Below are 26,175 nucleotides of genomic sequence, written 5' to 3' on the forward strand. Positions count from 1 at the left end.
GAGAAGAAGAAACACCATGCTGATCTCTCAGCGACCCACCTTGTCGGAGGAAGTCCTCACCGACAGCCGCTCCCAGTTCGTCATCGAGCCGCTGGAGCCGGGATTCGGTTACACCCTGGGCAATTCGTTGCGCCGGACGCTGCTGTCCTCGATTCCGGGTGCCGCCGTCACCAGCATCCGCATCGACGGCGTGCTGCACGAGTTCACCACCGTGCCGGGCGTCAAGGAAGACGTCACCGCGATCATCTTGAACCTCAAGAGCCTGGTGGTGTCCTCCGAGGAGGACGAGCCGGTCACCATGTACCTGCGCAAGCAGGGCCCGGGTGAGGTCACCGCGGGGGACATCGTGCCGCCCGCTGGTGTCACCGTGCACAACCCCGACCTGCACATCGCGACGCTGAACGACAAGGGCAAGCTCGAGGTCGAGCTGGTCGTCGAGCGCGGCCGTGGCTACGTGCCCGCCGTGCAGAACCGCGCCTCCGGTGCCGAAATCGGCCGCATCCCGGTCGATTCCATCTACTCGCCGGTGCTCAAGGTCACCTACAAGGTGGACGCCACCCGTGTCGAGCAGCGCACCGACTTCGACAAGCTGATCCTGGACGTCGAGACCAAGAGCTCGATCAACCCCCGCGACGCCCTGGCGTCCGCGGGTAAGACCCTGGTCGAATTGTTCGGTCTGGCACGCGAACTCAACGTCGAGGCCGAGGGCATCGAGATCGGGCCGTCGCCGGCCGAGGCCGACCACATCGCGTCGTTCGCGCTGCCCATCGATGACCTGGACCTGACGGTGCGGTCCTACAACTGCCTCAAGCGCGAGGGTGTGCACACCGTCGGTGAGCTGGTCAGCCGCACCGAGTCCGACCTGCTCGACATCCGCAACTTCGGTCAGAAGTCCATCGACGAGGTGAAGGTCAAGCTGCACCAGCTGGGCCTGTCGCTCAAGGACAGCCCGCCGAGCTTCGACCCCTCGCAGGTCGCGGGCTACGACGTCGCCACCGGCACCTGGTCCAACGAGGCGTCCTACGACGACCAGGACTACGCGGAAACCGAACAGCTGTAAAGAATTCCGTCCCGGCCCTACCTGATACGGGGGCCGGCCCCAATTAGGAGATAGTCGCAATGCCCAAGCCCACCAAGGGACCTCGCCTCGGCGGGTCGTCTTCGCACCAGAAGGCGCTTCTCGCCAACCTGGCCACCTCCCTGTTCGAGCACGGCCGGATCAAGACGACCGAGCCCAAGGCGCGGGCGTTGCGGCCGTACGCGGAGAAGCTGATCACCCACGCGAAAAAGGGTGCGCTGCACAACCGTCGAGAGGTGCTGAAGAAGATCCGCGACAAGGACGTGGTGCACGCCCTGTTCGCGGAGATCGGCCCGTTCTACGCCGACCGCAACGGCGGCTACACCCGCATCATCAAGGTCGAGCCGCGCAAGGGCGACAACGCGCCCATGGCCGTGATCGAGCTGGTGCGGGAGAAGACGGTCACCTCCGAGGCCGATCGGGCTCGTCGGGTGAAGGCTTCCAAGAAGTCTGACGCTCCTGTCGCGGCAGCGGCGGCACCTCAGGCGGCTGTCGAGCCGCAGCAAGCCGTCGGCCCGACGGCCGAGGAGGCCACCGCCGAGGTCGAGGAGACCACGGCCGAGGCCGAGCCGACCAAGGCGCAGGCCGAAGCCGAGGACAAGGCCGAGAAGGCCGTGGCCGCACGGGCCGAGGCCGAAGCCGCCGAGGCGAACGACGAGGCTGACGAGAGTTAGCGAGGACGTCCGTCTGCGGCTTGATATCGCTTACGACGGAACAGGTTTCGCGGGCTGGGCCGCCCAGGCCGGCCAGCGGACCGTGGCCGGAATTCTCGACGAGGCGCTGACGACCGTCTTTCGCACGCCGGTGCGGCTGCGCGCGGCGGGACGCACCGACGCCGGAGTCCACGCCACCGGACAGGTGGCCCACGTCGACGTGCCGCTCGAGGCGCTGCCGAATGCCTACCCGCGCGCGCCGCATGTCGGTGAGCCCGAGTTTCTGCCGCTGCTGCGCCGGCTGGGCCGATTTTTGCCCACCGACGTCCGGGTCGTCGATATCGGCCGCGCCCCTGCGGGTTTCGACGCCCGGTTCTCGGCGTTGCGGCGGCACTATGAGTATCGGATCTCGACCGCGCCGTGGGGCGTGCAGCCGCTGCAGGCCCGCTATGTCACCGCCTGGCCGCGTCCGCTGGACATCGAGGCGATGGCCGCCGCGTCGCGAGACCTGCTGGGGTTGCACGATTTTGCCGCGTTCTGCCGTCACCGTGAGAACGCCACCACCATCCGCGACCTGCAGCGGCTGGAGTGGGCCCGCGACGGTGACCTGATCACCGCGCAGGTCAGCGCCGACGCGTTCTGCTGGTCGATGGTGCGTTCACTGGTCGGCGCGCTGCTGGCCGTCGGCGAACACCGCCGCCCGGTCTCGTATTGCCGCGAATTACTCAGCGCCACAGAGCGTTCCAGCGACTTCGCCGCCGCGCCCGCGCACGGGTTGTCGCTGATCGGCGTCGACTATCCACCCGATGACCAGCTGGCCGCGCGCAACCTGATCACCCGGGATATCCGCTCGCGCGACTGAGCGGTCACAGCCTGGCGGCCACGAAACCGGCGGCCTGGTCGACCAGTCCGGAGTCGATGTAGGAGGGCTGTAGATGCGACGGCCAGTTCAAGCCGCCGGAACAGATCGGGTCGCCCTTGGCGCACACGTCGATCGTCTTGCCGGCGAAGGCGGGGCTGAAATCGGGGACTGGGCCAAGGATTCCGCGGGTGCCGTTACCGAATAGGGCCACCGCCGCGACCTGCTGATCCAGGGCCGGCGGTAGCGGGTTGGTGAACCCGAATGCCGGTTCGGTCACCGCGACCACGAGGTCGGCGGAGGCGGCGCCCAGCGAATAGCCGCCCAGCACCTCACGGGTGTTCGGGCACATGCGCGCCATCTGCTGGATGTGGGCGCTCATGTCGTTGGCGCCCTTGGCCGGACTCACGTCGGCCGGATAGTTGACCCCATAGGCCCCGACCGGCATCCGCGTCTTGGCGCGCAGGGAATTGACGAACGCGGCGCCGACGTAGCCGACGCCGGGTGGTTCCTCACGTCCGCGGGCGAACACCACTTCGGCGCCGGGGCACCCGGCCGACGCCGCCGGCGCGGCGAATGTCGTGACCGCCAGGGCGAGCAGCGACGCCACGGCGATGGACGCGGCGCATGCCGCGCCGTACCGGCGGTGGCCCAAGGCTAGACCCTGGCCGCCACGAAATTCGCTGCCTTGTTGGTCAATCCGGGGACGTAGCCCAGGTGCGAACTCCACTGCATGCCGCTCGAGCAGATCGGGTCGCCCGGGTTGCAGAGGTCGATGGTTTTGCCCTCGAAATTCGGGGACAGGGCGCTCATCAGCTGACCCGCCCGGCCGGACGGGTTGCCGAACAGGGCGACCGCGGCGACGTGATCGGCGGCCGCGGGCGGCAATGGCTGGCGGTAGCCGAGGCCGGACACCGGTGCGGCCGTGACGATGTCGACGACGGCGGCGCCCTGCGAGTATCCGCCCAGCACCAGTTTGGTGTTGGGGCAGTTGGCGGCCATCTGCTGGATGTGGGTGCTGGCGTCGTTGGCGCCGTTGGTCGCGGCAAGAAAGTCCTTGCTGGCCGGGTAGTTCACCGCATATGCGCCAACGCTTTTGCGGGTCTGCTCGCGCAGCGAGCTGACGAACGCACCGCCCACCTTGCCGACGCCGGGCGGCTCGTCGGTGCCGCGGGCGAACACCACCTCAACGCCGGGACACGACGCCGACGCACGCGGAACCAATTGGGGAGCAACCAATAACGCGCCAACCGCGCCGATGACGATGCCCAGCCCTAACGGGATAAGCCTCACACAGCGATGTTAAGGGGGCGTTGATAACCCGACGGTAACGATTTAGACGAGAGGTGCTTGCGGTGAGTCGGTCGCCGGCGTCGGCAGCGACGGCGCGGGCGCCGGAGCGGTGCCGGTGCCGTCGTGGATCGAGGGGCCCGATCCGGGCGGGTTCTGTCCGTAGACGGGCGACGGCTGGCCGTAGCCGGGCGACTGCGGGCCGTATCCAGGAGTCCCGGGTACGGGGCCTAGCGGCGGCCCGAACGCGGGCGATTGCTGGCCGACACCGGCGGCCGCCAGTTTCTGCGCGACGAACGCCGCGGCCTGGGTGGTGTAGACGGGAACGTAGCCCTCGGTGTGGCCGCTCCACTCGTTACCGGGGCCGGCGTGGCAGATCGGGTCGTTGGGGTTGCAATAGTCGACGGCCTTGGAGCCCAGCAACTTGCTCTGGCTGGGCAGGGTGCCGCCGGCGCGGTCGGCCACGTCGCCGAAGGTGGTGACGGCCACGATGTTGCTGGCGTATTGCGCGGGCAGGGTGCTGCCCCAGCTGATGCCGCCGATCGGCACGCCGGCCACGATGTCCATCACCGAGGCGCCTTGGGAGTAGCCGCCCAGCACGATCTTGGTGTTGGGGCACTTCTCCACGCTCTTCTTGACGCGGTCGATGGTGTCGTTGGCGCCGTCGCCGCCGTGCAGCTGCAGCTTGCTGGCGGCGTAGTTCACCCCGTAGGGCAGGATGTTCAGGCCGTTGGTCTGCTGGCGCAGCGAGTCCACGAGCGCGTCGCCGACCCGACCCAGGCCGGGCGGCTCGTTGGTGCCGCGGGCGAAGATGACCTCGACGTCCGGGCAGTCGTCGGCGGAGGCTTTGGGCGCCGCGGCGGGGGCGGCGAGCAGGCCAGCAGCGATAACCAGGGCAGAAGCACCCAGGCCGATCAAACGGCCCGCTGACCGCGCGACTCCGGCCCGACGGGCCGCAGGGGCGAGTACACGGTGAGTTTGCACCGGCCAATTTTACCCAAATTGTTATGCGCCGAAACTCCCGCGACCTGTGGATAACCGCTCTGGCGCCCGGAAACGGCGGCTTACCGTGGGCGTTGACGAATTCACGATATGGGGAGATTCAGTGCCGCGTCAGCCGGCCACGTGGCTGTATGCCAGCGCGTATCGGTATTTGCTGCGGCGCACCGAAAGCGCGTTGCTGGGCGAGAATTTCCGGGCGACAGCGGTTCGTTTGCGCCCCCGCTCGGCACCGCTGGCGCTCGGGTGCGTCGTCACGGCCGTCGTCGTGGCGGGCTGCGCGGTCCTCGCTTTGCTGCGACCGCATGTCGCGCTGGATCGCGCCCAGATCGTGGTGAGCCGGGAGTCGGGTGCCCTCTTCGTCCGGGTGGGCAACGTCTGGCATCCGGTGCTCAACCTGGCCTCCGCGCGGCTCATCGCGGCGACGTCCGCCGACCCCCAGCCGGTCACCGAGTTCGACCTGAGCGCCACCAAACGCGGCCCGCTGCTGGGCATTCCGGGCGCCCCGCAATTTCTCGGTAAACCGCTGCCCCCGGGGGATGTGGGTTGGTCGATATGCGCCAGCGCCGGCGCTACCACCACGACGGTCATCATCGGCCGTCGCTCCGAGGCGCCGGCGGTGCACCGCCTGGCCGCCGGGCACGCGATCCTGGTGGCTCCGCCTTCCGGCTCGCCCGTCTACCTGCTCTACGACGGCCACCGGGCGCTGGTGGACCTCGACGATGCCGCCGTGGTCCGCGCGTTGCGCATCGAGGGCCGCACACCGCTGCTCGTCTCGCAGGCATTGCTGAATGCCGTGCCGGAAGCCCCGCCGATCGCGCCGCCACGGATCCGCGGCCGTGGCGCCAGGACGCCGGAACTGCCCGGATTCGCGGTCGGCAGTGTGCTTCGCATCACACGGGCCGACGGCGACGAATACTACGCGGTCCTGGCTGCGGGGGTGCAGCGCATCGGTGAGGTGGCGGCCGACCTATTGCGCCTCAGCAACCCGCAGGGGACGGCGAACCCCGTCACCGTGGCGCCGGATGCGATCCGCGCCGCTCCCGTCGTCGCCGAGCTGCCGGTTACCCTCTTTCCCGACCGGGCGCCAGCGCTCTCCCAGTCCGCCGGCACCGTGTGCGCCGGCTGGGAGGGGGCGGCATCCGGGGTCGCGCTTCTGGAGGAGGTCGGGCTGCCGATCCCGTCCGATCGGGCGCCGGTGGCGTTGGCGCAGGCCGACGGCGACGGCCCCGCGTTGGACGGCGCGTACGTGCCGCCCGGCGCATGCGTGTACGTGCGGGCGGGTGATCGGGCCGGCACCCGCTACCTGATCGCCGACACCGGGGTGCGGTTCGCCGTTCATGACGACGCCGCCGCGCACGATCTCGGCCTCGGCGACGCGGGACCGGCGCCGTGGCCGGCGCTCACGCTGTTGCCGGCCGGGCCCGAGTTGAGCCGACAGAACGCGTCAATCGCACGCGATGTGGTCGCGCGCTCGCCGTGAACGACCCCTCATCGCCGCGGTGCCCAACGCGACGGTCAGCGCGACCAGGCAGACCGCGGCGCCCCGGAGCGCGGTGTCCCGCGCGCGCAAATCGCGCGGCGGGATCGACGGCGACGCGGCGATCGGCACCGGTGCCGGCGGTGGGCCGGCGCTGTCGGCGGCCGGGCCCGTGCCGGTGCTGACGGCGGCGACGGGGTCGACGGTGCCGTTGCCGACGAAGGGATCCCATCCGGCGGGGGGATGATGCGCCGTCGTCTCGATGCGCTGCATCACCTGGCGGGCGGTCAACGCCGGGAAGCGGGCCCGGATCAGCGCGGCCAGACCGCTGACCGCCGGAGCGGCGTAGCTGGTGCCGGATACCGGTTCCGTCGCGAGCGACGGCACCGCCTCGCCGGGCGCGGCGACGTCCACCCAGGGGCCGGCAAGCGTGAATGGCGATGGCGCGCCGCGGACATTCACCGAGCCGACGGTCAGGACGTAGTCGTCGTACCACGCGGGGCTGACGGCGACCGTGATCGTCTGCCACGTCGCGTCGGCCCGCTGCGGTGGACACTGACCGGCGCCGCCGGTATTGCCGGCCGCGGCCACGACGACGGCATTTTTGACGTCGACGGCGTAGGCCAGTGCCGCACCCAGCGCGCGGTCGTCGAGCGCCGAGGCCACCGGTGCGCACGCAACCGACGAAATGTTGATCACCGAGGCCCCTAGATCGGCGGCCGTCCGGACGGCCCTCGCCAGGGTGTCGACGTCGCCGACGCCGACGCGGGACCGGTCGCCGGCGGGGGCGAACTTGGCGCTGGACTGACGAATGCTGATCAACGTGGCCTCCGGCGCGACCCCGCTGAAGCCGTCAGCCTTGGAATCGGCTGTGGCCGCAATGATTCCGGCCACCAGCGTGCCGTGTGCGTCGCAATCCTGCGTGCCGTCGCCAGTGGACACGTAGTCGCCACCGGGCACCACATCGGGTAGCCGGCGGTGTCGTGAGATTCCGGTGTCGATGACCGCGACCCGTTGACCGGCGCCGCGGGTGAGTGGCCAGACCGCCGACAGGTCGCCCAGGCCCGTCGGCTGGTTGCGGCCCGGTCCAGCGTCCACCGTCATCGGCGCGCACACCTCGCGTTGCACGGTTGGCCACGGGGCCGCCGGCAAGGCGGGATTCGGCAACCACTTGTCGTCGATGTCCGGCGGCGAAAACGCCTGCGCCATCGGCGTTCCGAACGCCGAGGCCAGCGTGATCCCCGACACCGCCAGCAGGCGGCCGGCGCACGCCCCCATCATGTGAGGTTCAATCCCCGGGCCGCGCCATAGAGTCCACCTATCCAGCAGGTCAGCGGAACCATCGTGGCCAGCGCTAGCCACTCCAGCAGTTCGGCGCCTCGGCGCAGAACGGGCGAGGCGGGTCGCGCCGGGCCGGCGAAGCCGAGATACATCGCCGCGGCGACCGCCAGTGTCGTCACCGTAGCGATCCAGGGACCGGGCGCCGGTGCGTGTGAGGTGGCGACAACGAACGTCGTTGCGGCAACGGCGATTCCGCCGACCGCAAACACCAGCATTCTTTCGATGTCGGTGCATCGTGCGCGCAGCAGCAGGAGCGCGCCGGTGAGCGTTCCGAATGCGGTGCACGACAGGCGCGGCGCGCCGGCCAACACGGTGACTATCGCGCCCACGGCGGCCGATACCGACAACCCGGCGAGCAGGCCGGTCAGCCACCTGTCGGCGCGGGCCACCTGAGAGCGGGTGTCCGCGTCGCTCGGTTCGCTCTTCGCCGGGTGCGGCGCCTCCAGCCGGGGCGACAGCCCGGCCAGCACGATCGATGCGCGCGCCGCGGCAGGAAGCAGGACGACGGATACCAGCGCAGCAGCCGAAGCGACGACGCGCAGCGGCGCCGCGCTGATCACACCCACCAGAACCGCCACCGCGATCACCGCGGCGCAGCCCGACACGGCCGTCAATGTGACCACACCACAACCCGATACGCGCATCGCGACAACCGCGGTGACGCCGGCGGCCGTCGCGGCCAGCAACACAGTGGGCATTCCCGGCGCCCCGGGAACCGCCACAAAACCGGCAACCGCCGCGAACGCCGTGGCGATCACGTTCAACGCCAGCGCGGCGGTCGGATCTCGATAGCCGCGGTGTGCGATGGCCGCCAGGCCGACGGCCAGGGCGCCGGCCGACACGAGCGCGGCGACCGTCGCGGCGATATCGTGGCCGGCGTTGGCGCCGAACGTGTCGCGCACGATCACCAGCGCTCCGATGCCGGTAAACAGCATGGCCGCCGCGGCGCCGACGAGTCGGGCCGCGCGTTTACGTGGGGCGCCGCTGCGCGGCGCGGCCGCCCCGTCGAGTGTGGCCGACACGGCCTCCGCCACATCGAAGTAGCGTGGCGCAGGCAACGAGGTGCTGCGCCGACTCAGCAGCAGGATGGTTCCATCCCCGATGTCCTGCTCCGCCAGCGTCATCGACGGATCCAGCCCGGCCGCGCCGGGCGCCGACAGGTGATAACGCGCCGCCTCGCGGTCGGGGTGGTCGATCCCAAGGATATCGACGACCGACGGAATCAGAACAGCGACAGGCAGTCCCGCGGGCAGGGTGACGTCGGCGGCCGTAGTGCCCCAATGCACTGCGACGCGCCGCAACCCGTTGTCGGATGCAGGCAACAGCGAACCCTTCGGTCGAATTGCCAAGAGGATAGCCAGGTCTGCCCGGCCCGGTATCCGGTTGTGCACAGCTGACTTGTGGCCGATTTCGGTGCTACTTACCGTCGTCGGACCGGGAGGTGTGAGATGACAAATGCTTTGGTGCCCGCGGCGCCGACCGGGGACATCGTCGTCGACGCCCCGCCCGAACTGCCCTCCCCGGCGTCGCCGGGCATGCTGCCACGGATGCTGCCGGTTGTGGTCTCGCTGGTGTGCATGGGCGCCACGGCGGTGGTGTTCTCCGCGGGGAGCGGCGTGACGCGCAACCCCGCATTCTTGTCGCTGCCGGCGATGATGCTGGTGTCGACAGTCGTGACGGGGATGACCGGTCGTGCGCGTCGGCGCGGCGCTGGGCTCGATGCCGACCGCGATGAATATCTTTACTACCTCAACGGTCTCACTCGGTCCGTGTCCGAAATTGCTGTGACACAGCGCCGGTCAACGATGCGCCGCCATCCCGATCCCGACACGCTGTGGACTTTGGTCGGCGGCCCCCGGATGTGGGAGCGGCGGCCAGGCGACCCCGACTTCGGCCTCGCCCGCGTCGGCATGGGGAGCCAGCCGCTCGCCCGCCGCTTGGTGGCCCCGCAGCTTCCGTCGGAGCAGCTCTGCGATCCTGTCACCGCCACGGCGCTACGGCGCTTCCTGCACGCGCATTCGACGATCCACGCCCCGGTCACGATCGGCCTGCGAGCGGGAACGCTCGTGACGATCGATGGCGATCCGGGCGAGGTGCGCGGGTTACTGCGCGCGATTGTCTGCCAACTCGCCGTGCTGCATGCGCCAGACCAGATGCTGATCGCGGCCGCCGTCGACGACGAGAATCGCGGCCACTGGGATTGGCTCAAATGGCTTCCGCACAACCATCATCCGCTGGACGACGACGAGGCGGGCCCGGTGCGCATGATCTACTCGAGCGTGGCGCAGGCGCGGGGTGCGCTCGCCGCGGTGCAAGGTCCCGAACTCGTCGTGGTCACGGAGCTGTCCGAGGGCGTCGATCCGATCGTCGGCGCGGCCGTCATCGGGGCCGGCACCGGCGGCGACGGCGGATCGCTGACATTTCGACCGCCCGCCCTGACGGCACCCGGGTGGTGTCCCGACCAGATGGCGCCGATCGACGCGCTGGTTTGCGCGCGCCGGCTGGCCGGGTATCACGCCCGCTCGGCGCGCCCGGGAGGCGCCGGCCCCAATTGGCCAGAGCTGACGTCGCTTTCCGCCCTGGACCGTTTCGACCCCGCCGCTTTGTGGCGACGTCAACGGCACCGCGACCGGCTTCGCGTGCCGATCGGAACCACCAGTGACGGTGTTGCACTCGAGCTCGACATCAAAGAGCCGGCCGAGGCCGGGATGGGCCCACACGGACTGTGCATCGGCGCCACCGGGTCGGGCAAGTCGGAGCTGCTTCGCACCATCGCGCTGGGCATGATGGCCCACAACCCGCCGGAAACGCTGAACCTGCTGCTCGTCGACTTCAAGGGCGGCGCAACATTTCTCGACTACGCCCGGGCCCCACACGTCGCCGCGGTGATCACCAACCTGGCCGACGACGCGCCGCTGGTGGCCCGGATGCGCGATGCCCTGGCCGGCGAGATGAACCGTCGACAGCAGCTGCTGCGGACCGCTGGGTGCGTCAGCGTCGCGGCGTATGAACGGGCGCGCGCGGGCCGGGCATCGCCCCCACTGCCCACGCTGTTCGTCATCGTCGACGAGTTCTCCGAATTGCTCAGCCAGCACCCAGATTTCGCCGACACGTTCGTCGCGATCGGCCGCCTGGGCCGGTCGCTGGGCATGCACCTGCTGCTGGCCAGTCAGCGTCTCGACGAGGGACGGCTACGCGGACTGGAAGCCCACCTGTCATACCGGCTATGCCTGAAAACGCTGTCCGCCAGCGAATCCCAGACCGTGCTGGGCAGTCTCGATGCGTATCGGCTGCCGAGCACGCCTGGCGCCGGCTACCTGCGCATCGGCGCCGGCGAGCCGATTCGTTTCCAGGCGGCGCTGGTGTCGGCGCCGCTGCGGACGAATGCACGCGCGAACACAGTGGCGGCGGTGCGGGTATTCGGCACCCGGATCGTGGGGGCGGTCAGCCGGGCCACAGAGGAGGCCGGGACCCCCGAACGGACCATCTCGGACGCCGTCCTGGACCGGCTGGACGGCCAGGGGCCACCCGCGCATCGGGTGTGGCTGCCTCCGCTCGGGCCGGCGCCGGCGCTGGCCACCGTGCTGGCCGACGTCGCGGGCACGCCGGGGGGCCTGGCGGTCCCCATCGGCGCTGTCGACCGGCCCCTCGATCAGTGCCGAGCGCCGCTGATGGTCGATTTGTCCGGGGCCGCGGGCAATCTGGCGGTCGTCGGCGCGTCCCAATCGGGAAAGTCGACGGCGTTGCGCACGCTCGTCACCGCCCTGGCTGCCACGCATGATCCTGGCCAGGTGCAGTTCTACTGCCTGGATTTCGGTGGCGGGTCGCTGTCGGCGATCCGAACGCTGCCGCACGTGGGTGCCATCGCCGGGCGAGCCGACCCCCGTCTCGCCGGCCGGATAGTCGCCGAATGCGAGGCGGTCGTTCGTCGCCGTGAAGCGCTGTTCCGGGAGCGAGGCGTCGCGTCGATCGCCGAATACCGCGAGCGGCGCAGGGGCATCGACGCAGCCGATGATCCGTTCGGTGACGTGTTCCTCGTCATCGACGGTTGGGCAAGCGTGCGCCAAGAATTCGGCACTTTGGAGGAGTCGATCGGCATGCTTGCGGTGCAAGGCCTTTCGTATGGCGTGCACGTCGCGTTGACGGCGTCGCGGTGGGCCGAGGTGCGGCCCTCGCTGAGGGACCAGATCGGCACCCGCATCGAGCTGCGGCTGGGCGATCCCGCGGACTCCGAAATCGACCGAAAGGCCGCGCAGCACGTGCCCCGTGACAGTCCGGGTCGTGGTCTTTCCCACGAGGGGCTGCACATGGTGATCGCCTTGCCCGTCGCCGAGGTGCCCGCCGGTGCGTCGGCCGCCCCGCCGATACCGCTGCTGCACACGCATGTCGATCGCGAAGCCTTGCTGCGCCGGTCGGGCGCCGAGGTGGGAGCGCGCACGCTGCTCGGCGTGGCGGAGCGCGAATTGCTGCCAATAGCAATCGATTTCGAACACCAGCCGCATCTCCTCGTCCTCGGTGACAACGAGTGCGGGAAGACCGCGACGCTGCGAACCGTGTGCCGGGAGATCGTCCGCACCAGGACGCCCACCCAAGCCAGGCTGACGATCGTGGACTTCCGGCGCGCGCTGCTCGGTGTCGTCGAGTCGGAACATCTCGGCGGCTACGCCATGTCGCCCGCCGCCCTGGCCGCGTTGCTGCCCGACCTTCTCGATTCTCTGCGGGAGCGGATGCCGCCGCCCGACGCGAGCCAGGCCCAGTTGCGCGCTGGCTCCTGGTGGTCCGGGCCGGACCTCTATGTCGTCGTCGACGACTACGACCTTGTCGCCGGCCCCGCGGGCAATGTGCTGGCGCCGATCGTCGAATTCCTGCCGTATGCCGCGGATCTGGGATTGCATCTGGTCATTGCTCGTCGCAGCGGTGGGCTCGAGCGCGCGATGTTCGAGCCGCTGTTGGCGAGTCTGCGCGACCTCGGTTGCGCGTCGCTGATGATGAGCGGATGCCCGGCTGAGGGCGCGGCATTCGGTTCGGCTGCGCCGCCGCGATTGCCGCCGGGACGCGGCACTTTGACCACTCGGTCCGGTGACGGCGAACTCGTCCAGGTCGCCTGGAGCCCACCGTGAGTGCACACCGCGCAATCGTCGAAGCCGGGCCCGGCACGATCCGGCGGTTGTGTTGCGCCACAAGCGCCCTCGTCGACGACGAGATGACCGACGTCGCTCGGGCGGCGCTGGATGCGGTCGACGACCGGGTGGCGCTGGTGGGGCAGCGGCCGGTGGCCGTCGATGCACTGTGGGAAGCCGCGTTGCGGTCAGCACGCCGCGGCCATGGCGACGCAACGATCGTCGTGCACCCGTCCTGGTGGTCGGCCGCGCGTGTGGGTGTGGTGAGCGCGGCCGCCGCGGGCGTGGCCGGTCAGCTGCACACCCGATCGTCGCTGCTGACGCGGGCGTCCCGCGTCGCACCGGACGCGACGGTGGTGGTCGAAATCGCCGAGCGACTGGTGGCGATCACCGCGGGCGAGGTCGCCGCGATACCGCGCACGGCGGCGCCGCGTGGCGTCGCCCGCGACGTAGCGGGCGTCGTTGCGGCGATGGCGCCCGAAGCCGTGCTGATCGATACGCCGAACGGTGTAGTCGGCGCCTCGGCGCTGGCGCGGCTCATTGCCGACGCGGTGCGCGGCGCCGACCGGGACAGCCCAGACATCATCGAAGTCAACGACATTCGGCTGGCGCGCATCGCGCGGTCGGCCTTCCCGGCGACCACGCATTCGTCGGGAGCGGCCGCCTCCTCGCCCGTCGGTGCCGGGCGAGCGCGCGGCCGGATGCTCAGCGGGGTCGGGGCGGCGGCCATCGTGGTCGCCGCGGCGGCGCCGACCGCGGTGACGATGGGCCGACCCGATGAGGTGGCGCGCAAGCCGGTGGCAACCGCGCCCACAACGTTTCTGGTGGAAGGCGGGGTGGCGCTGTCGGTGCCGGCGACGTGGTCGTCGCGGCGGGTGGTCGGCGGACCGGGCTCGGCCCGGGTGCAGGTCACCTCGCCGACGGATCCCGACCTGGCCCTGCACATCACCCAATCGCCCGTCGCCGGCGAGACCCTGAGCGGCGCCGCCGAGCGGTTGAAGCGCGCGATCGATGCCGAGGCCCCCGGGGTGTTCGTCGACTTCAATCCGTCCGCGACCAGTGCCGGCCGACCGGCGGTGACTTATCGCGAAGTGCGCCGGGGACATCAGGTGCGGTGGACGGTGCTGGTGGACGGCCCCGTCCGGATCAGCATCGGTTGCCAGAGCCGCACCGGCGAGGAAGGCGCCGTCCGCGACGCCTGCGAGCAGGCGGTGCGGTCCGCCCACGCGATCGGATGAAATTCGGTGGAACCGAACGACCCGCCCCGGGGTCGTAGTTGGTATGACTGCATCGAACACGCTGAGCACCGACTTCGACCTGATGCGGTCGGTGGCGGGGGTCACCGACGCCCGCAACGAGGAAATCAGGGCGATGCTGCAGGCCTTCGTCGGCCGCATGAACGGCGTGCCGCCCTCGGCGTGGGGTGGGCTCGCGGCCGCACGCTTCAAAGACGTGATGGACCGCTGGAACGCCGAGTCGCTTCGGCTCTATCACGCCCTCACCACCATCGCCGACACCATCCGGCACAACGCGGCCACCCTGCAGGAGGCCGGCCAGAACCATGCACACCACATCGCCGCCGCCGGCGGAAACCTGTGACGAGAGAGGATTCCCGTGGACCCGGTGCTTTCCTATAACTTCGGCGAGATCGAACACTCCGTGCGACAGGAGATCCATGCCACCTCGGCCCGCTTCAACGCCGCGCTGGACGAGTTGAGCTCGCACATCGCGCCGCTGCGGCAGCTGTGGACCAGCGAGGCGGCCGCCGCCTACCAGGCCGAGCAGCTGAAATGGCACCAGTCGGCGACCGCGCTCAACGAGATACTGGTCGAGCTGGGAAACGCCGTGCGCGACGGCGCCGAAGAGGTGGCCGACGCCGACCGCCGGGCCGCCGGCGTGTGGGCGCGGTAGCGGCCGACCAGACCACCGCGCGGTCCTAGCCGCGCCGTGAGACTGTGTGGTCCTGACGGAGGAGAGCCGTCGGGACCACACAGTCATTTTGACCTGCGGGGATGGCGGTCGGTAAGCTGCTCCGTTGGCGTGCGGTACGCCGGGGCCTCGGGTCAATGTCGGTCGCCGAAACCAAGCCCTCACCGCAGCGCCTGACCGGCCCCCGGGTCACACCGGGATCCACCCTCGAGAAGAAGAAGGTAAGCGCTGTGCCTACGTACACGCCAAAGGCGGGTGACACCACGAGGTCGTGGCACGTCATCGATGCCACGGACGTGGTGCTTGGCCGCCTTGCCGTCGCGGCAGCCACCCTGCTGCGCGGCAAGCACAAGCCGACGTTCACCCCCAATGTCGACGGCGGTGACTTCGTCATCGTCATCAACGCCGACAAGGTCGCCTTCAGCGGCCAGAAGCTGGACAAGAAGCTGGCTTACCGCCACTCGGGGTATCCCGGCGGTCTGAGCAGCCGAACCATCCGCGAGCTGATGGACAAGCACCCCGACCGCGTCGTGGAGGACGCGATCGTCGGCATGCTGCCCAAGAACAAGCTGGCCCGGCAGATCGCGCGCAAGCTGCACGTCTACGCCGGCCCGACGCACCCCCACGCCGCACAACAGCCCGTTCCGTACGAGATCAAGCAGGTGGCCCAGTGACCGAAACGACCGAGGCCTTGGAAAACCCCGAAAACCCGGAGAACCCGGCCACCCCAGAAGCCGCAGAGACCGTCGAGGTCGTCGCCGAGGTGACCGAAGCCCCCGTCGAGGCCGCGGAAGCCCCCGTCGAGGCCGCGGAGGCCCCCGCGCCCGCCGAGTCCTTTGTGTTCGACCGGCCCATCCAGACCGTCGGCCGCCGCAAGGAGGCCGTGGTGCGGGTGCGCCTGGTGCCCGGCACCGGCAAGTTCAACCTGAACGGCCGCACCCTGGAGGGCTACTTCCCGAACAAGGTGCACCAGCAGCTCATCAAGGCGCCGCTGGTCACCGTCGACCGGGCGGACAGCTTCGACATCTACGCGCTGCTGCACGGCGGCGGCCCCTCGGGGCAGGCCGGCGCGCTGCGGCTGGGCATCGCCCGGGCCCTGATCCTGGCCCAGCCCGAGGACCGGCCCCCGCTGAAGAAGGCCGGCTTCCTGACCCGTGACCCGCGCGCCACCGAGCGCAAGAAGTACGGCCTGAAGAAGGCCCGCAAGGCGCCTCAGTACAGCAAGCGCTGATCAGCCGTCGCTAACCGGCCACAACTTGGCATCGTGATGCACAAGTTGTGGCCGGTTGCGGCGTGTCTGCGCCCGGACGCCGCCCGTTTCGTCCACAAAGGAACGGGCACGTTAGGTGCAAGCCCGACAACTGTGAGAGGTTTATCCGCATGGGTCGACTATTCGGCACCGACGGTGTCCGTGGGGTCGCCAATCGCGAACTGACCGCCGAGCTGGCGCTGGCGCTGGGCTCCGCGGCGGCGCGGCAGCTGGCGAGCGCTCCGGCGCCGGGCCGACGTGTGGCCGTGATCGGCCGCGATCCGCGGGCCAGCGGCGAAATGCTGGAGGCCGCGGTGATCGCCGGGCTGACCAGCCAGGGTGTCGACGCGCTGCGCGTCGGGGTGCTGCCCACCCCCGCGGTGGCCTACCTGACCGGCGCCTACGACGCCGACTTCGGCGTGATGATCTCCGCCTCGCACAACCCGATGCCCGACAACGGCATCAAGATCTTCGGACCCGGCGGCCGCAAGCTCGACGACGGCACCGAGGACCAGATCGAGGCGCTGCTCGGCATCGATCCCGGGCTGCGTCCGGTCGGCGTCGGGATCGGCCGGGTCATCGACGCCGAGGACGCGGACGACCGCTACCTGCGCCACCTGAGCAAGGCCAGCACGCTGCGCCTCGACGGGTTGACCGTGGTGGTGGACTGCGCCCACGGCGCGGCCTCCGCCGTGGCCCCGCGCGCCTACCGTGCCGCCGGTGCCCGGGTGATCGCGATCAACGCCGACCCCAACGGGCTCAACATCAACGACAACTGCGGTTCGACGCACCTGGATTCACTGCGCGCGGCCGTCGTCGCGCACCGCGCCGACCTGGGCCTGGCCCACGACGGCGACGCCGACCGCTGCCTGGCCATCGATGCAGGAGGCAACCTGGTCGACGGCGACCACATCATGGTGGTGCTCGCCCTGGCGATGCACGAGGCCGACGAGCTGGCGTCCAAGACGCTCGTCACCACCGTGATGAGCAACCTGGGGCTGCACCTGGCCATGCGCTCGGCCGGAATCACGGTGCGCACCACCGGCGTTGGCGACCGCTACGTGGTGGAGGAGTTGCGCGCCGGCGACTACAGCCTGGGCGGCGAGCAGTCCGGCCACATCGTGATGCCCGCGCTGGGCTCCACCGGCGACGGCATCGTCACCGGCCTGCGGCTGATGACCCGCATGGTGCAGACCGGCTCATCGCTGGCCGAGCTGGCCTCGGCGATGAAGACGCTGCCGCAGGTGCTGATCAACGTCACCGTCCCCGACAAGGACATCGCCGCCACCGCGCCCGCGGTGCAGACCGCCCTCGGGCAGGCCGAGGCGGAACTGGGCGACACCGGACGAATCCTGTTGCGCCCCTCGGGAACCGAGCCGATGATCCGCGTCATGGTGGAAGCGCCCGAGAAGGAGATCGCCCAGCGGGTCGCCACCCGGGTCGCGGAAGCGGTCAGCGACGCCCTGTAGATCTCCCCGGAACCCCGTCGCGCCCGCGGGCGTCGGATAAGGCATGAAATCCGTTGGGGGAACACGCCCCGTAGCCATCGCTTACACGCAGATCGACGTGCCGGCGGCGCTGCGGGCCGCTAACCAATTCGCCATGGCGGCCGACTTCATCGACCGCGCCGTCAGCGACCACCTGTCCCGGCTGTCCTTCGGCGGCGCCAATGCCGGGCGGGCGCACGCCGCCCGCGGTGACGCGCTGCGCGCCGAGTTGCAGCGGCTGGCGGCCCAGGTGTCGCAGTGGTCGCGCGTGTCGGCGGAGATCGGCGCCGCGCTGCGGTCCAGCGCCGAGCGCTACGCCGACGCCGAACTGTATGCCGCGGCGCGGATCGCCTAAGCCGTGGCCGACCGATTGGATGTGGCCGGGCGGCTCGCCGAGGGCCGGGCGGCCGTCGAGCGCACCGAGGCCTACGTGCAGGCGTGTCATGCGCTGGGCTACCAAAACCCCGATTTGACAACGCATCCCGCGCAGATTCGGGAATGGTACGCGGGGGAGGACGGCCTGGACCTGCGTGCGCTGGACCGCGATTGTGCCGAGCTGCGGGCGGCGGGAGTGGTGACGGCCGAAGCGCTGCGGATGCAGCGCGCCCAGGTGGCCGAGCTGGCCGCGGCGTGGACGGGTCCGGGCGGGGACGCCGCCGTGCAGCTGCTGCAGCGGCACTGCGAGACCGCGGACGCAGTCGCCACCGAACTGCGCGCGGCGGCTCAACGATGCGAGTCGCTGCGCGACAACCTGTGGTACCTGGTCGATTCGGAGGTGGCGAGCGCCATTGCCGTCGACGACCGCGTGCGCGCTCAACGGCCAGCGTGGCTGACGGCCGCCGCCGCGGTGACGGCGGGCGACCGGGACGGCGTGGCCGACGTGGTGCGCGACCAGGTAATGCCCTACGTGGACAACGATATTCGCAATGACTGGTTGACGGCGATGCGGTCGGCCTCGGACGGGGTCGAGACGTCCTACGCCATGGTGATCGACAAGATGGCCGCCGTCCCGACGGCGCGCTTCGAGTTTCCCGGCGATCTCGGCACCGGCGTCGCGCCGATGCAGCTCGCCCCGCCGATATCCGTCGCGCCCGTCCCGGCGGCCGATCCCGCCCCGACGTTGACGGCCGCCGTGCCCGGACCGGTTGGCGCCGTGCCGGATTCGGCGGCCCTGGCGCCGCCGCCGGCCGCTGCAGCACCTCCAGCGGACCGGGGATCTGCTCTCGGTGACGCCCTGGGTATGCCCGCGGGCGATGTGGGCGGCGGCCTCGGCGGCCTGGGCGGCGACCTGGGAAGCGGACTCGGCGACCTGGGAAGTGGACTCGGTGGCAGTGGGTTGGGCGGCGGCGGTGGGATTCTCGGGCTGGCGGGCCGGATCGTCGATGCGTTGGGCGGCCTGATCGGATCGGCGGGTGACGGGCTGGACGGCGCGGACACCGGCGCGGACGCGTTGACCGGCGACGAGGACGCCTTCGACGAAAAGCCGTTCCACGCCGACGATCCCGAGGTCCCGGCCACCGACAAGACCGCCGACGATGCGGACGGCGCCGCCGAAGCCGATGAGGTTCAACCCGTGGACGAACCTCAACCCGAGCCCGACGACGCGATCCAACCGGTCGCGGCGCCACCGCCGGCCGCCACACCACCGCCGACCGCCACACCACCGCCGACCGACACACCGCCGGACGCGCCGCCCGCCGCTTCCGTCGCCGAGCCGGAACCCGCGGCCGGCCCCGAGAAAACGCCGTGCGAGATTGCGGCGGACCAGCTTCCTCAGGCGGGGCAGTGAGGCCTCAGGCGGGCTTGAGCTTCAGGGCTTCCTCGACGAAGCGGATGGATTCGGCGCGGTCGGTGGACAGCGGGTTCACCAGCAGCGTGGTCACGCCGGACTCGGCGAAGGCGGCCATGCGTTCGGCGACGTAACCGGGCGGGCCGATCAGCGACATGCCGCGCACCAACTCGTCGGGTACCGCGTCGATGGCCTCCTGCTTGCGACCGGACAGATACAGCTCCTGGATGCGGTCGGCGACCTCGCCGAATCCGTAGCGTGTCGCCAGATTGTGGTAGAAATTGCGGCCTTTGGCGCCCATCCCGCCGATGTAGAGGCCCAGCTGCGGCTTGACCCACGCCAGCCGCTCGTCGAGGTTGTCCCCGATGGCCAGCGACGCGTGCACCATCACGTCCAGCGGGCCCAGCGCGGGATCACGCTTGGCGGCGCCGGCCGCCAAGGCCTCGCCCCAGATCGAGTCGGCTTTGTCCGGCAGGTAGAAGACGGGCTGCCAGCCCTCGGCGATCTCGGCGGTGAGCTCCACGTTCTTGGGGCCCAGCGCGGCGATGCTGACCGGGATGCGTTCGCGCACAGGGTGATTGATGAGCTGTAGCGATTTGCCCAGGCCCGTTCCGCGATCCGCGGGGAGCGGCAGCTGGTAGTGCTTGCCGGCGTATTGCACGCGTTCGCGGCGCCACACCTTGCGGCAGATCTCCACGATCTCGCGGGTGCGGCCGATCGGGGCGTCGAACGGCACGCCGTGGAACCCCTCGATCACCTGCGGCCCCGAGGTACCGATGCCCAGGCGGAATCGCCCGTCGGACACGTAGTCCAGCCCGGCGGCGGTCATCGCCAGCAGCGACGGCGTGCGGATGTAGATGGGCAGCACGCCCGACGCCAACTCGGCGGTGTTCGTCTTGGCGGCCAGATAACCCAGCTGGCTGATGGCGTCGAAGGCGTACGCCTCGGCCACCACCACGACCTCGATGCCGGACTTCTCGAGTTCGACCACGCGGTCCACGGCCTCGTGAAAGCCACCCGAATAATTCAGAGCGATCCCGATTCGCATCCCTGACACTTACCACGCCTACGCGCGGGCCGGGAGCCTCAGCCCGCGGACGTACCGGTCCAGTACTCGGCGAACCGTTGCCCTTCAGCGGCCAGGCGCAGGATGTCGTTGCCGGTGAACGAGACCGGGCCGTCCGGGCCGAGGCCGGTGCCCACCCAGCGCCCGGCGACCAGGTCGCCGTCGCGCAGCGGGCCGATCTCGATGGCAAAGCTCAAGTCCGAGAACATGTTTCGTGTCTGTTCGATGACCTGGGCGAGCTCCTGGGGCCCGTGCACCTCGCGGCCGGGCCAGTGGCCCACGAAGTCGTCGGTGACGATCTCGGCCGCGATGGGCTGACCGTTCCACAGTTCGATGATCCAGCGGTCGTAGAGCGCGTGCACGGTCGACATGAAGGGGCGAATACCCTTTCTCACTTCAGCAGCGCGACGATCTTGTCTTCCAGTGGAATCGCCTCGGCCTCGGGGTCGATCGCATCGGTGCCCGGCAGGTGCACCTCCGGGTCGGCGAAGTCGCGGTACTTCTTGTCGCCGCCCAGGGTGTAGAGCAGGTAGCCGGTCAGCAGCGCCCGAACCGACCGCTGGGTGCGTCGGTGCGGTCCGGCCAGACCCAGCACCTTGGTCAGCCGCCGGCCCTCGACCAGGCCGCCGGATTCGGCCTTGCTGACGATGCGCAGGGTCGCCGCGTCCCACACGTCGACGAGCGCCGACGCGTTGGAGTTCAGGCTTTTCGGATCGCCCGGCGCGGTGAAGATCACCCCGGGAACCTTCAGAGTCGCGGCCGGCTGCTCGGGGGGCGGGCTGGTGACGCTGGGGAAGATTGCCGCCACCGCCGCGGGCTTGGCCGGCATCCCGGCCGCCGCGAACACCGCCGCCGAACCGCCGAAGCCATGACCGGCCACGCCCAGCTTGGCCGGATGCACGCTGATCTTGCCGGGGCCCAGGCGCACGCCCGACACGATGTCCAGCGCGGTGCCGAGGTCGAAGGCGAGGTTCAGCACCGAGGGGGCCACGCCGCGTTGGGTGTCGGGGGCGCCGGCCACGATGCCCCACGACGCCAGATGCTCGAGCAGGTTCGAATAACGGGTCGCGCCTGCGAGCCAGTCGTGCCCGAACGCAAGGCCGGGCAGGTTCAGCCCCTCCTCAGGGGTGTACACCACGCCCGGCAGGCCGGCAAAAGCCAGGTCACCACGCAAAACCCGATGCGGGCCACGGCGGCTGAGAGCTGCGACGAGCTTGCGGATGCGGGCCACGCGTTGACGTTAGCGCATCGCGATCGGGCGCCGGGGGAGAAGGAACGCCGGCCGGCTTGCCCGGCGCGGGCGCGGGCGCTTTCTAGCCGCTGACCTCGATGAAACCCATCCGCCACAGCGCCGCGTAGAGCTGGTGCAGCGGGATGGACAGCAGCTGGGTGGTCATGTCCATCAAGGGGTTTCCGGAAGCGGCCGGCGACTGCGGCCGGCCCTTGCGGGCCTGGGGCGCCGGCGCCATGGGGGCGGGCACCACGTCCTCGTAGCGAACAGCGGTCATGATTGCCTCCTCATGGCGCCCGGCGGGCGGTCCAGAAAGTTACGCATCTCAATACGACCCGTTGCACAATTCCCGGTTAACAACCACTGACGAAGAGAATTCATGGCTCGGCTAAAAGCGTGGTCCCAGATAGCCAGAATATCTGTCCTATGCCCAATAAAAATCGGAATGCTAATCGATGACCACGGATTTGTCGCTGATACGCTGCGTGATCGTGATCGGGCGGGCCTCAAGCAGCTCGTCCTTCCGCTGGATCCGGTCCTTTCCAGTCTTTGCTGATATTTCGAATATTAAAGCGGTATTTCGGGTGGGCGTTGTTGCGACACGAAAACGTCGCACATACATCAGGTGAAAACATTTCCGCCGTATATGACGACTGAGTGAATGACGGCCGGGTCCAAGGCGCCCGGGCTCGACGGGCCGGATGGGGAACTCGCGGTAGGGGTAGGTCACAGTGGGCCGTTCGCGCAGGTGGGCGGCCTGACCCCGGCCGCGGAGTGCGGGGGTGGTGGTCCACCTGCACTACCCTGTTCAGAATGTGCGGAATCGTCGGCTACGTCGGGCAGCAGCCCGCCTGTGAGGTCGTCATGGCCGCGCTGCGCCGGATGGAGTACCGGGGTTACGACTCGTCGGGCGTCGCCTTGGTCAACGGCAGTGGCCCCTCAGCAGCCACCCTGACGGTCAGCCGTCGCGCCGGTCGGCTGGCCAACCTGGAAGAGGCGATCGCCGAGATGCCGGCGTCGTCGCTGACCGGAACCACCGGCCTGGGCCACACCCGGTGGGCCACCCACGGACGTCCCACCGACCGCAACGCCCACCCGCACCGCGACGCCGCCGGAAAGATCGCCGTGGTCCACAACGGCATCATCGAGAACTACGCCGGACTGCGCCACGAGTTGGAGGCGCAGGGAGTGGAATTCGCCAGCGACACCGACACCGAGGTGGCGGTGCACCTGGTGTCACAGGCATACCGGCACGGCCCCACCGCGGGCGATTTCGCCGCGTCGGTGCTCGCGGTGCTGCGCCGCCTGGACGGCCACTTCACGCTGGTGTTCGCCAACGCGGACGACCCCGGCACCATCGTCGCCGCCCGCCGCTCCACCCCGCTGGTGATCGGCATCGGCGACGGCGAGATGTTCGTCGGCTCCGACGTGGCGGCGTTCATCCCGCACACCCGCAACGCCATCGAACTCGGCCAGGACCAGGCCGTGGTGATCACCGCGAACGGCTACCGGATCACCGACTTCGACGGCAACGAGGACCTGGGGCCCGGGGCGTACCGCGAGTTCCATATCGACTGGGACCTGGCCGCCGCCGAAAAGGGCGGCTACGAGTACTTCATGCTCAAGGAGATCGCCGAGCAGCCCGCCGCGGTGGCCGACACGCTGCTGGGCCACTTCGTCGACGGCCGGATCGTCCTCGACGAACAGCGGCTGTCCGACCAGGAACTCCGCGAGATCGACAAGGTGTTCGTGGTGGCCTGCGGCACCGCGTATCACTCCGGCCTGCTGGCGAAGTACGCGATCGAGCACTGGACGCGGCTGCCGGTCGAGGTCGAGCTGGCCAGCGAATTCCGGTACCGCGACCCGGTTCTGGACCGCAGCACACTGGTGGTCGCGATCTCACAGTCCGGCGAGACCGCGGACACCCTCGAAGCCGTCCGGCACGCCAAGGAGCAGAAGGCCAAGGTCCTGGCGATCTGCAACACCAACGGCTCGCAGATTCCGCGCGAGTGCGACGCGGTGCTGTACACCCGCGCCGGCCCGGAGATCGGGGTGGCCTCGACCAAGACGTTCCTGGCGCAGATCACGGCCAACTATCTGGTGGGGCTGGCGCTGGCGCAGGCCCGCGGCACCAAGTATCCCGACGAGGTCTGGCGCGAATACCACGAGCTGGAAGCGATGCCGGACCTTGTCGCGCGGGTCATCGCGACGATCAAACCGGTGGCCGCCCTGGCGTATCAATTCGCCCAGTCGCCGACGGTGCTGTTCCTGGGCCGCCATGTCGGATACCCGGTGGCGCTCGAAGGTGCGCTGAAGCTCAAGGAATTGGCGTACATGCACGCCGAGGGATTCGCCGCCGGCGAGCTCAAGCACGGACCCATCGCGCTGATCGAGGACGATCTGCCGGTGATCGTCATCATGCCGTCGCCCAAGGGGTCGGCCGTGCTGCACGCCAAGTTGCTGTCCAACATCCGCGAGATCCAGGCCCGCGGCGCGATCACCATCGTCATCGCCGAGGAAGGCGACGACACCGTGCGGCCCTACGCCGACCACCTGATCGAAATTCCCTCTGTGTCAACACTTCTGCAGCCGCTGCTGTCGACCATCCCCCTTCAGGTGTTCGCGGCGTCGGTGGCGCAGGCCCGCGGTTACGACGTCGACAAGCCGCGAAACCTGGCCAAGTCCGTCACCGTCGAATAGACGGCGAACAGCGTGCGCCGCTTCGCCCGGATCCCCGGCGGACGCGCGGCCGATCCATTACATTGCCCTGGGACAGCTTTTGCGGCAGGTGGGTTGGGCTAAGTCCGTACGGGAGGAAGTATGCGTTCGGCCGGCACAAAATTCGGCGTCGTGGGTCTTATCGTCCTCATCCTCGCGGCATACGTGGTGGCGGTCGCGATGTACGCGCAAAGCGGCACCGGCCGGCGTCTGGATGTGACCGCTCCGAGCGTCGACGGCGACAAACCGTCGGCGACCATCAACGTCGAAGACATCCAGTCCAACAACAGCGTGCTCGCCGTCAATCTGGCGTTCAATCCCGGATCGGCGTTGCTGGACCCGAAAACCCACCACCTCAAGGACGACCTCAGCCTGCGCGTCAGGTCGTCGGCGATGCCGGCCCGGCACACCTGGACCAAGGGCATGCTGCCCGGGCTGATGGCCGTCCCGCTGACCATCGCCGGCCAGATCGAGCGGTGGCCGTTCGACCAATACCGTTCGGGGCCGATCGAAGTCGAGATCTTCTACGGCCCTGACACCGACCGGGCGCCCGACCACGTGCCGGTCACCTTCGTCGATCACCTGTCGGGCTGGCGGCTGTCCGCCACCAGAACCCAGGCGGACGGTCCCTACCGGCTGAACGTGCATCGCTCGCTGAGCACCGCGGCGTTCGCGATCGTCATCCTTGGCGTGCTCATCACGATCGCCAGTCTGGCTCTGGTGGTGGCGATTCAGACGGCGCGCGACCGGCGGCCGTTTCAGCCGCCGATGACGACGTGGTACGCGGCCATGCTGTTCGCGGTGGTGCCGCTGCGCAACGCGCTGCCCGGCTCGCCGCCGTTCGGCAGCTGGGTCGACATCACCGTCGTCATCTGGGTGCTGGTCGCGCTGGCGGTCTCGATGATCCTCTATATCGGCTGCTGGTGGCGGCATTTGAAACCGGTGCCCGTTCCCGCACCGTCGGAACCCGCGCCCGCACCGGAACCCGCACCCGCACCGGCGAAGTAGCCGATCGCCGGCGGCGTGTTTGCCGCCGAAGTTGTCCGGCCCCCCGCCCCGCGTGCGAAGGTTGATGTCGTGGCAGGTCCATCGGTTCGCGAACGGGTGCGCAGCATGACGCTGGTCGTCTGGCATTTCGTCATCAGCGCCCCGCTGACCTACGGCTGGCTGGTCGTGCTGATGATCACGACGTTCATTCAGACCCATCTCACCGGCCGGGAGCTGCACTCGGTACTGCTGCACCGCTCCACCAACATTCACGAGCTGGGTCGCGACCCGCTCCACGTCCTGTTCTCCAGTCTGCTGTGGATCGACGGCAAAAACTTCGAGCCCTACCTGCTGCTGTTCACCCTGTTCCTGGCGCCGGCCGAACACTGGCTCGGCCAGCTGCGCTGGCTCAGCGTGGGATTGAGCTCGCACATCCTCGCCACCTACATCAGCGAAGGCATCCTCTACTTCGCGATCGAGGAACACGACGCCTCCCAACGGCTGGTGCACGCCCGCGACATCGGGGTCAGCTACTTCCTGGTCGGCGTGATGGCCGTGCTGAGCTACCACATCGCCCGGCCGTGGCGCTGGGGATATCTCGGGGTGTTGTTCATCATCTTCGGTTTCCCGTTGATCACGATGGGCAGCGAGCTGAACTTCACCGCGATCGGGCACTTCACCTCGATCCTCATCGGCCTGTGCTTCTACCCGATGACCCGCACGCGCTCCAAACGCAGCAGCCCGTTGAGTCCCGCGCGGCTCAAGGTCATGGCGCGCCGCAACGTGCCGCCGGATACCCCGACCTGATGCCGGCTCCGGCCGGCACCGAAAGACCTTGGGCGCCAAGCCACTCCGTAATGGCGCCGGCCGCCGTGCACGCCGACGATCCGAGCGCGGCT

At 69.6% G+C, this 26,175-nt stretch carries 25 protein-coding genes; 16 read left to right on the plus strand and 9 right to left on the minus strand.

Annotation, left to right across the window (positions count from 1 at the left end):
* Positions 1 to 16 precede the first annotated feature (16 nt).
* From ACYQ8K_RS14500 to truA, 3 genes are read left to right on the plus strand one after another with little or no spacing between them, the layout of a single operon-like run.
* The gene (locus tag ACYQ8K_RS14500; protein WP_064883660.1) at positions 17 to 1,060 is read left to right on the plus strand and encodes a DNA-directed RNA polymerase subunit alpha; all 1,044 of its coding nucleotides are present in this window, start codon (positions 17 to 19) and stop codon (positions 1,058 to 1,060) included.
* Between the two features lie 59 nt (positions 1,061 to 1,119).
* Positions 1,120 to 1,752 (plus strand): 50S ribosomal protein L17, encoded by a 633-nt coding sequence (rplQ, locus tag ACYQ8K_RS14505; protein WP_459970011.1) that lies wholly within the window; start codon positions 1,120 to 1,122, stop codon positions 1,750 to 1,752.
* The gene (gene truA, locus ACYQ8K_RS14510; RefSeq protein ID WP_459970105.1) at positions 1,739 to 2,593 is read left to right on the plus strand and encodes a tRNA pseudouridine(38-40) synthase TruA; all 855 of its coding nucleotides are present in this window, start codon (positions 1,739 to 1,741) and stop codon (positions 2,591 to 2,593) included. The genes rplQ and truA overlap by 14 nt, the downstream gene beginning before the upstream one ends.
* A 4-nt stretch (positions 2,594 to 2,597) precedes the next feature.
* Here the strand turns inward: truA and ACYQ8K_RS14515 are convergent, their stop codons facing one another.
* From ACYQ8K_RS14515 to ACYQ8K_RS14525, 3 genes are read right to left on the minus strand one after another with little or no spacing between them, the layout of a single operon-like run.
* On the minus strand, positions 2,598 to 3,245 hold the full coding sequence (locus ACYQ8K_RS14515; RefSeq protein WP_459970013.1) for a cutinase family protein: 648 nt from the start codon (positions 3,243 to 3,245) through the stop codon (positions 2,598 to 2,600).
* A gap of 2 nt (positions 3,246 to 3,247) precedes the next feature.
* Positions 3,248 to 3,874, minus strand: coding sequence for a cutinase family protein (locus ACYQ8K_RS14520; RefSeq protein WP_459970107.1), 627 nt, complete (start codon positions 3,872 to 3,874; stop codon positions 3,248 to 3,250).
* A 51-nt stretch (positions 3,875 to 3,925) separates the two neighbouring features.
* Positions 3,926 to 4,795 (minus strand): cutinase family protein, encoded by an 870-nt coding sequence (locus tag ACYQ8K_RS14525; protein ID WP_459970108.1) that lies wholly within the window; start codon positions 4,793 to 4,795, stop codon positions 3,926 to 3,928.
* 190 nt (positions 4,796 to 4,985) lie between these two features.
* On the opposite strand from ACYQ8K_RS14525, the gene eccB reads away from it, so the two are divergent.
* Entirely contained in the window at positions 4,986 to 6,362 is a 1,377-nt protein-coding gene (gene eccB / locus ACYQ8K_RS14530) for a type VII secretion protein EccB (RefSeq protein ID WP_459970015.1), read from the plus strand.
* Here eccB and mycP read toward each other — a convergent pair.
* Both mycP and eccD read right to left on the minus strand, forming a co-directional pair.
* Positions 6,327 to 7,640 carry a type VII secretion-associated serine protease mycosin gene (gene mycP / locus ACYQ8K_RS14535; RefSeq protein WP_459970017.1) on the minus strand — a complete coding sequence of 438 codons (1,314 nt, stop codon included), beginning with the start codon at positions 7,638 to 7,640 and terminating at the stop codon, positions 6,327 to 6,329. The two genes, eccB and mycP, sit on opposite strands and share 36 nt — an antisense overlap.
* Positions 7,637 to 9,055, minus strand: coding sequence for a type VII secretion integral membrane protein EccD (eccD, locus tag ACYQ8K_RS14540; RefSeq protein ID WP_459970110.1), 1,419 nt, complete (start codon positions 9,053 to 9,055; stop codon positions 7,637 to 7,639). The genes mycP and eccD overlap by 4 nt, the downstream gene beginning before the upstream one ends.
* A 93-nt stretch (positions 9,056 to 9,148) precedes the next feature.
* On the opposite strand from eccD, the gene eccCb reads away from it, so the two are divergent.
* The 9 genes from eccCb (at position 9,149) to ACYQ8K_RS14585 (ending at position 19,274) form a co-directional block, all read left to right on the plus strand.
* A complete protein-coding gene (eccCb, locus tag ACYQ8K_RS14545) occupies positions 9,149 to 12,820 on the plus strand; it encodes a type VII secretion protein EccCb (protein ID WP_459970019.1) in 3,672 nt (1,223 codons plus the stop codon).
* Positions 12,817 to 14,058 (plus strand): type VII secretion-associated protein, encoded by a 1,242-nt coding sequence (locus ACYQ8K_RS14550; protein ID WP_459970021.1) that lies wholly within the window; start codon positions 12,817 to 12,819, stop codon positions 14,056 to 14,058. The genes eccCb and ACYQ8K_RS14550 overlap by 4 nt, the downstream gene beginning before the upstream one ends.
* A 43-nt stretch (positions 14,059 to 14,101) precedes the next feature.
* Entirely contained in the window at positions 14,102 to 14,419 is a 318-nt protein-coding gene (locus tag ACYQ8K_RS14555) for a WXG100 family type VII secretion target (protein WP_459970023.1), read from the plus strand.
* A gap of 9 nt (positions 14,420 to 14,428) precedes the next feature.
* The gene (locus tag ACYQ8K_RS14560) at positions 14,429 to 14,731 is read left to right on the plus strand and encodes a WXG100 family type VII secretion target (protein WP_459970112.1); all 303 of its coding nucleotides are present in this window, start codon (positions 14,429 to 14,431) and stop codon (positions 14,729 to 14,731) included.
* A 248-nt stretch (positions 14,732 to 14,979) separates the two neighbouring features.
* A complete protein-coding gene (rplM, locus tag ACYQ8K_RS14565) occupies positions 14,980 to 15,423 on the plus strand; it encodes a 50S ribosomal protein L13 (protein ID WP_007773455.1) in 444 nt (147 codons plus the stop codon).
* Between the two features lie 89 nt (positions 15,424 to 15,512).
* On the plus strand, positions 15,513 to 15,980 hold the full coding sequence (gene rpsI, locus ACYQ8K_RS14570; RefSeq protein ID WP_459970114.1) for a 30S ribosomal protein S9: 468 nt from the start codon (positions 15,513 to 15,515) through the stop codon (positions 15,978 to 15,980).
* Positions 15,981 to 16,129: 149 nt separating this feature from the next.
* Positions 16,130 to 17,467 (plus strand): phosphoglucosamine mutase, encoded by a 1,338-nt coding sequence (gene glmM / locus ACYQ8K_RS14575; RefSeq protein ID WP_459970025.1) that lies wholly within the window; start codon positions 16,130 to 16,132, stop codon positions 17,465 to 17,467.
* 43 nt (positions 17,468 to 17,510) lie between these two features.
* Positions 17,511 to 17,840, plus strand: a complete 330-nt coding sequence (locus ACYQ8K_RS14580) for a type VII secretion target (RefSeq protein WP_459970027.1) — start codon at positions 17,511 to 17,513, stop codon at positions 17,838 to 17,840.
* Between the two features lie 3 nt (positions 17,841 to 17,843).
* Positions 17,844 to 19,274, plus strand: a complete 1,431-nt coding sequence (locus ACYQ8K_RS14585; RefSeq protein ID WP_459970029.1) for a hypothetical protein — start codon at positions 17,844 to 17,846, stop codon at positions 19,272 to 19,274.
* Positions 19,275 to 19,278: 4 nt separating this feature from the next.
* Here the strand turns inward: ACYQ8K_RS14585 and ACYQ8K_RS14590 are convergent, their stop codons facing one another.
* The 4 genes from ACYQ8K_RS14590 to ACYQ8K_RS14605 all read right to left on the minus strand — a co-directional run bounded on the left by ACYQ8K_RS14590 (position 19,279) and on the right by ACYQ8K_RS14605 (position 21,848).
* Positions 19,279 to 20,322 (minus strand): LLM class F420-dependent oxidoreductase, encoded by a 1,044-nt coding sequence (locus ACYQ8K_RS14590; protein WP_459970116.1) that lies wholly within the window; start codon positions 20,320 to 20,322, stop codon positions 19,279 to 19,281.
* Positions 20,323 to 20,360: 38 nt separating this feature from the next.
* Complete coding sequence (locus tag ACYQ8K_RS14595; RefSeq protein WP_459970031.1) at positions 20,361 to 20,711, minus strand: ester cyclase; 351 nt, start codon at positions 20,709 to 20,711, stop codon at positions 20,361 to 20,363.
* A 20-nt stretch (positions 20,712 to 20,731) separates the two neighbouring features.
* Positions 20,732 to 21,571 carry a dienelactone hydrolase family protein gene (locus ACYQ8K_RS14600; RefSeq protein ID WP_459970033.1) on the minus strand — a complete coding sequence of 280 codons (840 nt, stop codon included), beginning with the start codon at positions 21,569 to 21,571 and terminating at the stop codon, positions 20,732 to 20,734.
* 82 nt (positions 21,572 to 21,653) lie between these two features.
* Positions 21,654 to 21,848 (minus strand): Rv1535 family protein, encoded by a 195-nt coding sequence (locus ACYQ8K_RS14605; protein ID WP_459970035.1) that lies wholly within the window; start codon positions 21,846 to 21,848, stop codon positions 21,654 to 21,656.
* A 536-nt stretch (positions 21,849 to 22,384) separates the two neighbouring features.
* On the opposite strand from ACYQ8K_RS14605, the gene glmS reads away from it, so the two are divergent.
* From glmS to ACYQ8K_RS14620, 3 genes are all read left to right on the plus strand, one after another.
* Positions 22,385 to 24,271 (plus strand): glutamine--fructose-6-phosphate transaminase (isomerizing), encoded by a 1,887-nt coding sequence (gene glmS / locus ACYQ8K_RS14610; protein ID WP_459970037.1) that lies wholly within the window; start codon positions 22,385 to 22,387, stop codon positions 24,269 to 24,271.
* Between the two features lie 120 nt (positions 24,272 to 24,391).
* The gene (locus ACYQ8K_RS14615) at positions 24,392 to 25,297 is read left to right on the plus strand and encodes a DUF4436 domain-containing protein (RefSeq protein ID WP_459970039.1); all 906 of its coding nucleotides are present in this window, start codon (positions 24,392 to 24,394) and stop codon (positions 25,295 to 25,297) included.
* 69 nt (positions 25,298 to 25,366) lie between these two features.
* Positions 25,367 to 26,083: a rhomboid-like protein gene (locus tag ACYQ8K_RS14620; protein WP_459970041.1), complete on the plus strand. Its 717-nt coding sequence runs from the start codon at positions 25,367 to 25,369 to the stop codon at positions 26,081 to 26,083.
* The last annotated feature ends 92 nt before the right edge of the window (positions 26,084 to 26,175 follow it).

It is taken from the genome of Mycobacterium sp. MUNTM1 (assembly GCF_054660795.1).

Bases quoted from the DNA above. Each gene is read 5' to 3' on its own strand.
- ACYQ8K_RS14500 (WP_064883660.1), top strand. From the start codon at position 17: ATGCTGATCTCTCAGCGACCCACCTTGTCGGAGGAAGTCCTCACCGAC.
- glmM (WP_459970025.1), top strand. From the start codon at position 16,130: ATGGGTCGACTATTCGGCACCGACGGTGTCCGTGGGGTCGCCAATCGC.
- ACYQ8K_RS14595 (WP_459970031.1), bottom strand. From the start codon at position 20,711: ATGTCGACCGTGCACGCGCTCTACGACCGCTGGATCATCGAACTGTGG.
- ACYQ8K_RS14555 (WP_459970023.1), top strand. From the start codon at position 14,102: ATGACTGCATCGAACACGCTGAGCACCGACTTCGACCTGATGCGGTCG.
- mycP (WP_459970017.1), bottom strand. From the start codon at position 7,640: ATGATGGGGGCGTGCGCCGGCCGCCTGCTGGCGGTGTCGGGGATCACG.
- eccCb (WP_459970019.1), top strand. From the start codon at position 9,149: ATGACAAATGCTTTGGTGCCCGCGGCGCCGACCGGGGACATCGTCGTC.
- ACYQ8K_RS14590 (WP_459970116.1), bottom strand. From the start codon at position 20,322: ATGCGAATCGGGATCGCTCTGAATTATTCGGGTGGCTTTCACGAGGCC.
- rplQ (WP_459970011.1), top strand. From the start codon at position 1,120: ATGCCCAAGCCCACCAAGGGACCTCGCCTCGGCGGGTCGTCTTCGCAC.
- glmS (WP_459970037.1), top strand. From the start codon at position 22,385: ATGTGCGGAATCGTCGGCTACGTCGGGCAGCAGCCCGCCTGTGAGGTC.
- ACYQ8K_RS14580 (WP_459970027.1), top strand. From the start codon at position 17,511: ATGAAATCCGTTGGGGGAACACGCCCCGTAGCCATCGCTTACACGCAG.
- ACYQ8K_RS14615 (WP_459970039.1), top strand. From the start codon at position 24,392: ATGCGTTCGGCCGGCACAAAATTCGGCGTCGTGGGTCTTATCGTCCTC.
- ACYQ8K_RS14605 (WP_459970035.1), bottom strand. From the start codon at position 21,848: ATGACCGCTGTTCGCTACGAGGACGTGGTGCCCGCCCCCATGGCGCCG.